General features: G+C 62.1%; 11 protein-coding genes. 6 read left to right on the top strand and 5 right to left on the bottom strand.

Annotated features, from left to right (window positions below):
* Positions 1-3 precede the first annotated feature (3 nt).
* Positions 4-894: an HTH-type transcriptional regulator ArgP gene (gene argP, locus WG78_RS07150; protein WP_053937120.1), complete on the bottom strand. Its 891-nt coding sequence runs from the start codon at positions 892-894 to the stop codon at positions 4-6.
* A 147-nt stretch (positions 895-1,041) separates the two neighbouring features.
* Here argP and WG78_RS07145 point away from each other — a divergent pair, with 147 nt between their 5' ends.
* Both WG78_RS07145 and WG78_RS07140 read left to right on the top strand, forming a co-directional pair.
* Positions 1,042-1,530 (top strand): nuclear transport factor 2 family protein, encoded by a 489-nt coding sequence (locus tag WG78_RS07145; RefSeq protein WP_053937119.1) that lies wholly within the window; start codon positions 1,042-1,044, stop codon positions 1,528-1,530.
* 139 nt (positions 1,531-1,669) lie between these two features.
* Positions 1,670-3,286, top strand: coding sequence for a methyl-accepting chemotaxis protein (locus tag WG78_RS07140; protein WP_152969104.1), 1,617 nt, complete (start codon positions 1,670-1,672; stop codon positions 3,284-3,286).
* A 57-nt stretch (positions 3,287-3,343) separates the two neighbouring features.
* Here WG78_RS07140 and WG78_RS07135 read toward each other — a convergent pair whose 3' ends face one another.
* The gene (locus WG78_RS07135; protein WP_053937117.1) at positions 3,344-4,261 is read right to left on the bottom strand and encodes a LysR family transcriptional regulator; all 918 of its coding nucleotides are present in this window, start codon (positions 4,259-4,261) and stop codon (positions 3,344-3,346) included.
* A 98-nt stretch (positions 4,262-4,359) separates the two neighbouring features.
* Here WG78_RS07135 and WG78_RS07130 point away from each other — a divergent pair, with 98 nt between their 5' ends.
* On the top strand, positions 4,360-5,454 hold the full coding sequence (locus WG78_RS07130; RefSeq protein WP_053937116.1) for an aldo/keto reductase: 1,095 nt from the start codon (positions 4,360-4,362) through the stop codon (positions 5,452-5,454).
* Between the two features lie 13 nt (positions 5,455-5,467).
* Here the strand turns inward: WG78_RS07130 and WG78_RS07125 are convergent, their stop codons facing one another.
* On the bottom strand, positions 5,468-6,088 hold the full coding sequence (locus WG78_RS07125; RefSeq protein ID WP_053937115.1) for a TetR/AcrR family transcriptional regulator: 621 nt from the start codon (positions 6,086-6,088) through the stop codon (positions 5,468-5,470).
* Between the two features lie 169 nt (positions 6,089-6,257).
* Between WG78_RS07125 and WG78_RS07120 the strand changes: the two genes are divergently transcribed.
* A complete protein-coding gene (locus tag WG78_RS07120) occupies positions 6,258-7,856 on the top strand; it encodes an MFS transporter (protein WP_083458841.1) in 1,599 nt (532 codons plus the stop codon).
* Positions 7,857-7,899: 43 nt separating this feature from the next.
* Here the strand turns inward: WG78_RS07120 and WG78_RS07115 are convergent, their stop codons facing one another.
* On the bottom strand, positions 7,900-8,799 hold the full coding sequence (locus WG78_RS07115; protein ID WP_053937114.1) for a LysR family transcriptional regulator: 900 nt from the start codon (positions 8,797-8,799) through the stop codon (positions 7,900-7,902).
* A gap of 124 nt (positions 8,800-8,923) precedes the next feature.
* Here WG78_RS07115 and WG78_RS07110 point away from each other — a divergent pair, with 124 nt between their 5' ends.
* Positions 8,924-10,333, top strand: a complete 1,410-nt coding sequence (locus WG78_RS07110; RefSeq protein ID WP_053937113.1) for an MFS transporter — start codon at positions 8,924-8,926, stop codon at positions 10,331-10,333.
* 72 nt (positions 10,334-10,405) lie between these two features.
* On the opposite strand, the gene WG78_RS07105 is transcribed toward WG78_RS07110, so the two are convergent.
* Complete coding sequence (locus WG78_RS07105) at positions 10,406-10,909, bottom strand: cupin domain-containing protein (RefSeq protein ID WP_053937112.1); 504 nt, start codon at positions 10,907-10,909, stop codon at positions 10,406-10,408.
* A gap of 108 nt (positions 10,910-11,017) precedes the next feature.
* Between WG78_RS07105 and ada the strand changes: the two genes are divergently transcribed.
* Positions 11,018-12,151: a bifunctional DNA-binding transcriptional regulator/O6-methylguanine-DNA methyltransferase Ada gene (gene ada, locus WG78_RS07100; RefSeq protein WP_053937111.1), complete on the top strand. Its 1,134-nt coding sequence runs from the start codon at positions 11,018-11,020 to the stop codon at positions 12,149-12,151.
* The last annotated feature ends 2 nt before the right edge of the window (positions 12,152-12,153 follow it).

Here is a 12,153-nt window from a genome sequence, read left to right as displayed (position 1 = left end):
AGGCTAGCGCGCCAACAGCGTGCGGGCGCGTGCCACAAACTGGCTGGATAAGGCCTCCAGCCGCGGCGACTGCACTTGCCAGACATGCCAGAACAAGGCCACTTCAACCGCGTGCGCGGCCGCCAGATCGACCAACGCGCCATCGGCCAGTGCGGTCGCAATCAAGCTTTCCGGCAGCATGCCGTAGCCGATGCCCGCCAGAATCGCGCTGCGTTGCGGCTCGGCGCCGGGCACGTAATGGCAGGGGTAGCTGCCTGCGGGCAAACCCAGCTGTTTTTGCAGAAACGAGACGTGTAATTCGTCTTTATGCGTTTGCGCGACCACTGGCGCATTGCGCGCGCTGGCGCGAGTCAGGCCGGCGGCAAACCACTGTTGCGCAAAGGTGGGCGAGGCCACCAGGCAATACCGCATCGCGCCCAGCGGTTCGGCCACGCAGCCTTTCATGGGCTTGGTCTGGGTGCTGACGCAGCCGATGGCCATGCCCGATTCCAGCAAGGCATAGGTATGTTCCTGATCCTCCACGATCAGATCGAGCAACAGCTGTTCTTTGCTCAGCAAATCGCCCAACGCAGGCATAAACCACGTCGCCAGCGTGTCGGCGTTGACGGCCACGCTGATCGACAAGGGCGCGCGCCCGGCCTGATTGAGTTCCTCGTCCAGATCATGTTGCAGCAAGGCCACGCGGCGCAGATATTGCAGCAGCCGCTGGCCCGTCTGCGTGGCGCGCACCGGGCGCGTGCGCAGCAACAGCGCGCTGCCCAAGGCGATTTCCAGCGCCCGCACGCGTTGCGACACGGCGGACGGCGTCACAAACAAGGCCTGTGCGGCTTGTTCAAAACTGCCGGTTTCGATCACGGCGCGTAATGCATCGGTCTGTTTGGGATCGAGGTTCATGAGGTGTGGGGCGGCCTGATCATCTGCGGGCGGAAAATGGCAGCACAGCAACGATTGTGTGGCGCGCGCGCTGCGCCGCATGCGCGGAACCCGCACGTGACCGTTGATCGACTATGCTGTACGCATACTTATAACCCAGATCAGACGATGGCTCATCCGCATAGCGACTTGATACACCAGTTCTACACCGCGTTTCAGCAGCGCGACGCCCGCAGCATGGCGGCGTGTTATAGCCGCGACGCGATTTTTACCGATCCGGCCTTTGGCACCTTGCACGGCGACGAAATTGCGGCGATGTGGCAGATGCTGGCCGAACGCGCGCAAGACTTTTCTTTAACCTTCGACCATGTCAAAGCAGACCAGCGCAGCGGCAGCGCGGATTGGGTGGCGGTTTACCGCTTTAGTCAGACTGGTCGGCAAGTGATTAACCGTGTGCACGCCGAATTTACCTTTGAAGACGGCCGCATTGCCACGCATGTGGACCACTTTGATTTGTACCGCTGGGCACGTCAGGCCTTGGGTTTAAAAGGCGTGCTGCTGGGCTGGTTGCCGCCAGTACAAGCGTCAATTCGTAAGCAGGCGCGCACTTCCCTGGCGCGTTATCGAGAAAAGCAGCAAACCGGCGCCGACGTGTGAGGCGTCGCTTGCGCTGCATGTCGCGCGTACAAACAGGGCGAGGCGCTATTCTCAATGTGTCATGAATGCGTCATATTGCTGACCGAATAGCAGGGCATTTTAAAATTACGATCTGCAAGCAAACCCAGAGGAAGTGGTCATGACTTTAAAACAAAAGGCGTGGAGCCTTACAGTGTTGGTGTTGGTGTTCTTGCTCGGCACCATGCTGGTGGGCCTGTATGTGCTGCGCACGGCCAGCAACACCGATAACCATGCGCGCATTACGCAACTGGTCAAGACCACTTACAACACCATCGTGCAGCTGGAAAATGTCGCGGCCAGCGGCAAGATGAGCGAAGCCGACGCCAAGGCGGTGGCCACGCAAATCCTGCGCGAAAACAAATATCACGATTCTGAATACGTCTACGTCACCGACGACAAACTGCTGTTTGTGGCCGCGCCGCTGGACCCGCAATTGCACGGCACCAGCTTTAATGATTTCAAGGATTCCAAAGGCAATAGCGTGGGCGCAATTGCCGCCGCCGCACTGGATAAATCAGGGGGCGGGCTGACCGAATACTGGTGGGATTCCAAACGCGACGGCAAGGTGGTCGATCTGCTGTCGGTGGCCGTGCGTACGCCCAAGTGGGGCTGGGTGGTCGGCAGTGGCATCAGCTTTGCCGAGGCCGATGCGCGCTTCTGGAGCAACGCGCGCTGGCAGGTGATTGTGTGTCTGGTGCTGGCCGCGATCATTGGCGCGGTCCTGATTTACGCGGTGCGCCAGCTGGTGCAAACGCTGGGGGGCGAGCCGGATCAGGTGGTTAAACTGGTCAGCCGCGTCGCGTCGGGTGATCTGGTGCAAACCGGCGGCCCGCGCGCACGCCAGGGCAGCATTCTGGGCGAAGTGGAACGCATGCAGTCCACGCTGGGCGGCGTGATGAGCGAGATCGCGCGCGACGCGCGTCAGCTGGAACAACACGCTTCGCAAATCGCCACCTCCAGCCGCGAGATTTCGGTCGCCGCTGGCCGCCAGACCGATTCCACCTCCACCATGGCCGCGGCGATGGAAGAGCTGACGGTCAGCATCAACCATATTTCTGATAACACGGGCGACGCGGAGAAAACCTCACGCATGGCCACCGAACTGGCGGGCGAAGGCGTGGGGCAGGTTAATCTGGCGTCGTCGTCGATGGGCCATATTGCCGATAGCGTGGCGCGGGCTTCCGGCCAGATTCGTGATCTGGACGCCAAGGCGAGGCAGATTTCCAGCATCGCCGCCGTGATTAAAGAGATTGCGGGCCAGACCAATTTGCTGGCGTTGAATGCGGCGATTGAAGCGGCGCGCGCCGGTGAACAAGGCCGCGGCTTTGCGGTGGTGGCCGATGAAGTCCGCAAGCTGGCTGAACGCACCAGCAGCGCTACCGTCGATATCGAAAAAATGCTGACTGCGGTGCAATCCGAGACCGATTCGGTGGTGACGGTGATGGACGAAGCGTTGCCGCAAGTGCAGCACGGCGTGGAGCTGGCGCAACACGTGGCGGAATCGCTGCAGCGCATTCATGGCGGCGCCGAAGCCACGCTGGCGCGCCTGAACGAAATGGCCACCGCCACGCGCGAACAAAGCGAGGCCAGCAACAGCATTGCCGGTCGCGTGGAAGAAATTTCGCAGATGGTGGAAGAAACCACGGCGTCGATTCACCGCGCGACCGATACCGCCGGCGAAATCGAACTGGTGGCGCAACGGTTGAACCAGATGGTGGGCAAGTTCCGGCTGTAATCGTGGCCGGGTCAGGTAATAACAACAAAGGCGCTAAAAATGGCGCCTTTGTTGTTTTCAGCTGTTGTTTTTGCTTTGAAACCAGTCGGTAAACACGCGCAATTTGCGTGGCATCTGCGCGCGGTGCGGATAGTACAAATAGAAGCCCGCAAACGGCGCGCACCAGGGGTGCAGCACGCGTTGCAAGGTGCCTGCGGCCAGGTCGGCGGCGATCAGGTCTTCAGTGATATGTACCAGGCCCAAGCCGCGCCGGGCGGCGTCGACCATATCGTAAATATCGTTGTAAACCAGCCGGCCTTCGAGCTCGATCTCGAACTCGCGCCCGTCGCGGGTAAATTGCCACGCGTATAACCGCCCGCTGCTGATAAAGCGGTAGTGCAGGCAATCATGGCGCTGCAAGTCTTCCGGCGCGTGCGGCGTGCCGTAGCGCGCCAGATACTCGGGCGTGCCCGCCACCGCAATGCGCCGTGGACCGCCCAGCCGCGCCGCCACCATGCCGCGCGCCACGCTCTCGCCAAAGCGCATGCCCGCATCGAAGCCGTCGGCGACGATATCGCTAAAGCCTTCGTCCAGGCGAAATTCGACGCGTAACTCGGGATAGGCCTGCATAAAGCCGGCCAGATGCGGCGCGATGACCAGTCGATAAGCAATGCGCGGCAGATTGATGCGCAAGGTGCCGCTGGGCTGATCGCGCAAATCTTCCAGCTCGGCCAGCGCGGCTTCGATTTGCGCCAGCCCGGGTGCGGCGCCGGCCAGCAAGCGCATGCCCGCTTCGGTCACGCTGACGCGCCGTGTGGTGCGGGTCAGCAACTGCACGCCGACGCGGGCTTCCAGCGTGCGCAGCGTTTGCGACAAGGCCGACGGCGACACGCCCAGCTCATCCGCCGCCTTGCTGAACTGGCCATGCCGCGCTACCCGTTCAAACGCGAGCAAAGCGGGCAGTTGCGCCGGGTCTATTTTGAAGCCTGACTTCATGGTCTATCCATCCAGCATGGGTTTCTCCGAAGAATAGCAGCGCGCATGATGCTTGCCATGGTCTTCAAGCCATCGCCACCTTCACACGGAGAAGCATCATGCAAAATTATCAATTGCTGGGTCGTTCTGGATTACGCGTTAGCCCGTTTGCCCTGGGCGCAATGACGTTTGGCACCGAATGGGGGTTTGGCGTGGAGCGCGATGTCGCCCAGTCCTTGCTGGATGTGTATCTGGATAGCGGCGGCAACTTTATTGATACCGCCGACATGTACACCAACGGCACCAGCGAACAATGGCTGGGCCAGATGATTGCCGACGCCCACGTGCGCGACCGCGTGGTGCTGGCCAGCAAGTACAGCTACAACGCCGAGCCTGGCAACCCCAACGCCGGTGGTAATCACCGCAAGAACTTGCTGCGTGCGCTGGAAGGCTCGCTCAAGCGCCTCGGCACCGATTACATCGATCTGTATTACCTGCATACGTGGGACCGCTTGACGCCGGTGGATGAGGTGATGCGCGCCATGGACGATGCCGTGCGCGCGGGCAAGATTCGCTATGTGGGCTTGTCGGATACGCCGGCCTGGTATGCGGCGCGCGCGCAAACGCTGGCGCAATGGCGCGGCTTTGAACCGGTGGCGGCCATGCAGCTGGAATACTCCTTGATTGAGCGCAACGCCGAGCACGAGTTTGCCGATCTGGCGGTCGAGCTGGGCATGGGGCTGGTGCCGTGGAGCCCGCTGGCCAGCGGTTTGCTCTCAGGCAAATACAAACCCAGCAGCAGCGGCCAGTTTGGGGCAGGACGTTTGCAGGATATGGCGGCCAATCCCGCACCCGGTTTTGACAAGTTAACGCCGCGCAATTTTGCGATTGTGGCCGAGCTGGAAAACGTGGCGCAGCAACTGGGCCAGCCGATGGCGCAAGTAGCGCTGAACTGGTTGTCGCACCGCAAAGGCGTCAGCAGCGTGATCGTGGGCGCCACCAAGCCCGAGCAGTTGCGCCAGACGCTGCAATCCAACCAGTTTGAGATTCCACCCGAACTGGTGGCGCGGCTGGATGTTGCCAGCGCGCCCGCCACCGCGTTTCCGTATTACATGTTTGCCGACAACCATCAGCACCGCATTCACGGCAATGTGCCGGTGCACAGCCAACCTGCCGGGTATGCGCCCGCGACGAAGATCGTGACCGCGCCGTAATTGCCCGCGCGTGTTACGACGTGAGCACCGGCGCCGCCGTCAGCTGGTCCCAGCCAGCCATGGCGGCGTCGGCCATCGCCATTAGCAAATCGCGGCACGCGCCATCGCGCGCATGGATGCTCATGCCATTGCGGATGCCGCCAAAAAACGCGGCCAGTTTTTCGGTATCGACTGACGCGGCAATCTGGCCGTCGGCAATGCCACGGTCCAGCCGCGCTTGCAGGATGGCGGTGGAACGCTTGCGCCGGTCGCTCATATATTCCCAGATGCCGGCGTTCTCGGGCGTACAGTTGGTGGCGGCCAGCAGCACCATACAGCCAGCGGGTTTGCCGGGCACGCTAAAGCATTGCGCGCTGGTGTGCAGCATGTGCTGGATGGCCTCGCGCACGTCGGCGCGCGCATCCAGCGCTTCGCGGATGGTGGCGCCTTCTTCGGCGTCGTACTGGTCCACCGCTTCGCGGAACAAACCTTGTTTGGAGCCAAAGCTGGAATACAGGCTGGGCGAATTAATGCCCATCGCTTCCGTCAATTGCGCCAGCGAAGAGCCTTCGTAGCCGTAACGCCAGAAAATAGTCATGGCGCTGCGCAGGGCGGCTTCCCGGTCAAAACAGCGCGGACGGCCTCTTTCAGCCATGATGCGGATTCCTTTCTGTAACGACCATTACAAAAAATGATTGACAGCGCATTTGAGCGTGGCAATCATATTTGTGTCGATCACTACAAATATATTGCGACGATGCCTGGCACTGCAAGCGATTGTTGGCCAGGCGTGTTGTTCTCATTGCCAACCTGGAGCCACACCCATGCCATCCGACCGCATTCCTCTCGCACATCCTCCCCACGCCCAGACGGCCGCGCAGAGCCGCAGCAAAGCGTTGATTCTGGCCGCCGTTTGCCTGGCGGGCATGATGATGCCGCTGAGCTTTACCGCGCCCGGCATCGCCATCCCGGCCATCAGCAAAACCTTTGGCGGCAGCCCGCTGGCGCTGGCCTGGGTGGTGAACGCGTTTATCCTGGCGTTTGGCAGCGCGGTGATGGCGGCCGGTGCACTGGCCGACCGCTTTGGCCGCAAGCGTATGTTTGCGTGGGGCACGGTGGCATTCGGGCTGACTTCGCTGGCCCAAACCTTCTCGCCCGATCTAACCACGCTGATTGTATTGCGCACGCTGCAAGGCATCGCGGCGGCCACCACCATGGCGGGCGGTTCGGCCTCGATTGCGCATGAATTTGAAGGCCCGGCGCGCACGCATGCCTACAGTCTGCTGGGCACCAGCTTTGGCGTGGGCCTGGCGTTCGGGCCGGTGTGGGCGGGTTTTCTGATCGAAAACATGGGCTGGCGCTCCATCTTTATGACCAGCGTGGTGATCAGCGCGCTGGTGCTGCTGTTTGGCGTGCCGCGCATGCATGAGTCGCGCGACCCCGATGCCAAAGGCGTGGATGTGTGGGGCACCTTGTCGTTTACCGCGCTGTTGCTGCTGCTCAACCTGGGCATCATGCAAGGCCCGCAATCGGGCTGGACCAGCTTGCCGACGCTGGCGCTGTTGGCGGGCGCGGCTGTCTTTCTGGCGGTGTTTATCCAGGTGGAACGCACCCATCCGCGTTCGATGCTGGATTTGAGCCTGTTTCGCAACCGCCGCTTTCTGGGCGCTCAGGCGTTGCCGTTTGGCACTGCCTTCAGCTTTGTGGTGCCGCTGATCTTGCTGCCGGTGCGCTTTATTGGCGTGGAAGGCTGGGACCCGGTGCACGCCGGCTTGATGATGGTGGCGCTGGCCGCACCCATGCTGATCGTGCCGTTTGTGGGCGCGCTGATGACGCGCTGGTTTAGCGCCGCCACCTTATGCCTGGCCGGCTTTGCCATCTCCACCGTCGGCATGTTGTGGCTGGCCAATATCGAACCGGGCTCGGCCGGCAGCACGTTTGCGTGGCCGATGTTGCTGATTGGCATCGGCGCGGGCTTGCCGTGGGGTTTGATGGACGATCTGGCCATCAGCGTGGTGGCGCGCGAACGGGCGGGTATGGCCACGGGCTTTTTCGCCACCGTGCGGGTGGCGGGGGAATCGGTAGCGCTGGCCATCACCGGCGCCGTGCTGGTGGGATTGCTGCAAGGCGCGCTGTTAAATCATCTCAGCGGCAGCGGTCTGCCGGTGGTGACCTTGTCCAATACCCTGGCTGCGGGCGATCTGCATCAGGCCGGCGTGCAGTGGCCGGGCGTGGCGCATGCGGCTTGGGTGTCGATTTATGGCGAAGCCTTCCACGATATGGCCCTGGCGCTGGCGGCGTTAACGTTTATTGCTGGCGTGATTGCCTGGCTTACCCTGCGCGTGGCGCCCGCTGCGGCGACGTCGGTGGCTGTGGCGGCTGCAGCGCAGCCGGTGTTATGCACGGCCAAAGCGGAAGACTGAGCTTTTTGCTGGCCAGCGGGCAGGGCGCGCATCTCCGGTACGCTTAGCGACCGGTGCTGCGCACCCGCACGCGATCAATAACGCGCTGCACCAGTTCGCTGTGGCGCTCTTTGCGATAAATCATCCACACCGCCGTGCGCGCGCCTTCGTCGGCCAGCGTGCGGTAGGTGACTTTGTCCACCTGAATCCGCTGCTGCAGGCCGGTAAGGATGGCAACGCCAAAGCCCGCCGCCACCAGCGCAATCTGCGTGGAGGGCTCGCGCGCCTCTTGCGTCACGCGCGGTTTGAATCCGGCCGCGCGGCACAGCGCCAGAATCTGTTCGTACAGCGCGATGCCGATATTGCGTGGAAAGCAGACAAAATCGTCATTGGCAAAACGCGCCAGCGGAATCGGCACACTGGGGTCGCCTTGCGCGGCGGGGTGGTCGGTGGGCAGCACCACCACCATGGGCTCGTGGTTGACCTCCATCGCCTCAATGCCGGCCGGCAAGCTCAGGCCGCGGATCATGCCGATATCCAGTTGCCGTTCGATCAGCGCATTCACCTGCGCTTGCGATGACATCTCGTTCAGCACCAGGTTGACTTGCGGCATCTCGGTGCGCAGCTCGCGCAGCACTTGCGAAAACGCCTCGGTAAACGGCGCGGACGGCGTAAAGCCCAACCGTAGTTCGCCGGTCTGACCGCGATGCGCGCGCTGCACTTGTTCGCGCGTGCGCGCCACGCTTTGCAGGATGATGCGGGCGTTATCCAGCAGCACCTGGCCAGCGCCGGTCAGCAGCACGCGACGGTTGGTGCGCTCGAACAACTGCGCGCCCAGATCGCGTTCCAGCGCCTGGATTTGCTGGCTGAGCGGCGGCTGCGTCATGCCCAGCCGTTCGGCAGCGCGGCCGAAATGCAACGTTTCCGCCACGGCCACAAAGTATTCCAGTTGGCGTAATTCCATGCCGGTGTTTTCCAGATGGCGATTGAGTCGAAGGGCGTATCAAACGGGTCGATTGATATTATCGACATTAAAGGGGCGCTTTTCTAGACTGGCTGCTCTCCTCGCCGTACCGCCGGACCGCCGCATGACCACTTCCGCCTCATCATCCCCTGTTCCGCAGGACGGCCTTGCGCCGCCACAACGCACTTGGGCCATTCTGGCGATTGCCATGGCCATCACCATGGCGGTGCTGGATGGCGCCATTGCCAATGTGGCCTTGCCCGCCATCGCGCGCGATCTTCACGCCACGCCAGCCAGCTCGATCTGGGTGGTGAATGCGTATCAGCTGGCCACCACCGTTTCGCTGCTGGCGTTTGCCTCGCTGGGCGACATTTTTGGCTACCGGCGTATTTATCAGATGGGCCTGGTGGTGTTTACGCTGGTGTCGGTGTTGTGCGCGCTGTCGGATTCGTTAGTGACGCTGACCATGGCGCGCATCGTGCAGGGGTTTGGCGCGGCCGGGATCATGAGCGTGAACACGGCGCTGGTGCGCATCATTTATCCCAAGCGTTATCTGGGCCGCGGCATGGCGATCAATTCGCTGGTGGTGGCCTTATCCAGCGCCGCAGGCCCGACGGTGGCGGCGGCGATTTTGTCAGTGGCATCGTGGCAATGGCTGTTTGCGGTTAACTTGCCGATTGGTTTGCTGGCGCTGGTGTTGGGCTATCGCTCGCTGCCCGACAATCCGCATCAAGCCACCCATGGTTTTGATATGCAAAGCGCGTGGCTGAATGCGATTACTTTTGGTTTTCTGATCTTTGCCATTAATGGCTTTGGGCACGAGGCCAATCGCTGGCTGATTACAGCGATGCTGGTGATTGCGATCGGGGTGGGCTATTTCTTTGTTAAACGCCAACTGACCTTGCAATCGCCGTTATTGCCGGTGGATTTGCTGCGCATTCCCACTTTTGCCTTGTCGGTGGGCACCTCGATCTGTTCGTTCTGCGCGCAAATGCTGGGCATGGTGTCGCTGCCGTTTTATCTACAAGAAACCCTGGGCCGCAGCGCCACGGAAACCGGTTTGCTGCTCACGCCGTGGCCGTTGGCGATTGTGGTGATCGCCCCGTTGGCCGGGCGACTGGTGGAAAAGAAATATGCGCCCGGCGCTTTGGGCGGCGTGGGCCTGGGCTTGCTGGCGTTGGGTTTGCTGTTGCTGGGCATGCTGCCCAATGCACCGGGCGATGGCGACATCATCTGGCGCATGGCCTTGTGTGGTATCGGTTTTGGCTTTTTCCAGTCGCCCAACAACTACGCCTTGCTCAGTTCGGCGCCACCGCAACGCAGTGGCGGCGCCAGCGGCATGTTGGGCACGGCGCGGCTGGTGGGGCAGACCATGGGCGCTTCGCTGGTGGCGTTGATGTTTGGCCTGTTTCCGCTGCATGGCACACGCATGAGCCTGATATTGGGCGCAGCGTTTGCGGTGGTAGCGGCGGGCGTCAGCTTTATGCGGCTGGCCAGTGGAGACCATGCGGCGGCGACGGGCAGCAAGGCTTGATTGCCAGTCACTGCGGTTTTTGCGGATGAGCAGGGCGGGTGTGGTCAACAGCCACGCCCGCCCTGATTTGTTTCAGGGCTCGCCGTCCCAATAGTCCAGATCGCGATTGCGCTTTTGCAAAGCCTGGAATCGCGTGCCGTCCGTCAATACCGCAGTGGCCAGAAACTTGTCGGAATCGGGATACTCCACAATCTCCGGGGTATCGCGCGTGCTGATCGACAGATATTGCAACGGCGCATCCGAGGTATTGATTAATTGATGCGGATATTCGGGGCCGGGCGGAATAAAGATCACGTCGCCCGCTTTAACCGGCAAACGCTCATCGGCCACGCGCAAGGTGCCAGTACCTTGCACAATGACAAACATTTCTTCTTGCGCATGGTGCGCGTGGTACGGACAGGACATCTTGCCCGGCGCGACGGTATCGATGCTGGCGCCCAGTTTGCGCGCCACGGTGCCGGGGCCGAGGCGGGCGCACATTGTGTCGTACAAGGGCGCGCGCTGATCGTGGTCTAACGCCACCTCGTTAAAATTGCGGATCAGCTTTTGCGCGAGTTCTGCGGCGCGTTCTGTCATGTTTTATCCTGGGCGTAAGACGCCAAAATTTGAAAGCACTCGGCGGAGTGCGCAGCATGGGGCAGCGCGGCAAGCTGCAGACATTGCAATCAACCCGAGGGCTGCGCCATGACCGATCTGGACATTATGGAACAAGAAACCGGCATTACTGATTACGCGACCGACGACGCACGCTGGCAGGCCATGCTGGCGCGCGATGCCGCGGCCGATGGCGTGTTCTGGTATGGCGTGCGCACCACCGGCATCTATTGCCGGCCGTCTTGCCCCAGTCGCCATGCGCTGCGACCGAATGTGGCGTTTTATGCCTGCACCGCCGATGCGCGCGCGGCGGGTTTGCGTCCGTGCAAACGCTGCCATCCCGATGCGGCCTCGCTGGCCGAACGGCAGGCCGCCGCCATCGCCGCCGCCTGCCGCATACTGGAAAGCAGCGCCGAGCCGCCCGCATTGCCCGATCTGGCCGCTGCGGTGGGCTTAAGCCGCGCGCATTTTCATCGCTTGTTCAGGGCCCATACCGGCGTAACGCCCAAGGCCTATGCGCAACAAGAACGCGCCTGCCGCGTGCGGGAGCAACTGGCGGCGGGCACGAGTGTGACCGAAACGCTGTACGAGGCCGGTTTTAATTCCAGCGGCCGCTTTTACGCCGCCGCGCCAGACATGCTGGGCATGACGCCGGATGGCTATCGTAAAGGCGCACCGGGCCAGCAGATCCGCTTTGGCGTGGGCCAGTGCAGTCTGGGCGCCATTCTGGTGGCGGCCACGCCGCTGGGCGTATGCAGCATTTTGCTGGGCGAAGATCCGGCCGCGCTGGTGGCTGATCTGCAAGACCGCTTTGCCCGCGCTGAACTGATCGGCGGGGATAGCCAGTTTGAGCAATGGATGGCGCAAGTGATCGGCTTTGTCGAAGCGCCGCAACTGGGGCTGGATTTGCCGCTGGATATCCGCGGCACCGCATTCCAGCAACGCGTGTGGCAGGCGCTGCGCGAAATTCCGCCCGGCAGCACGGTGAGCTACACCGAGATCGCGGCGCGTATCGCGTCGCCCAAAGCCGTGCGCGCCGTGGCGCAAGCGTGCGCAGCCAATGCGCTGGCGGTGGCGATTCCGTGCCATCGCGTGGTACGCAATGACGGCGCGCTATCAGGGTATCGCTGGGGTATCGCGCGCAAACAGGCGCTGATCGATCTGGAAAAAACGCTGGCGGAACGCAACGCAACGTTGGCGCACGCCACGCAAGCTACGGGATAACG

It is taken from the genome of Amantichitinum ursilacus (assembly GCF_001294205.1).
Taxonomy (GTDB): Bacteria; Pseudomonadota; Gammaproteobacteria; order Burkholderiales; family Chitinibacteraceae; genus Amantichitinum; species Amantichitinum ursilacus.
Note: the sequence above shows the minus strand (reverse complement) of the source record. Positions and strands in the feature narration are given on the sequence as shown.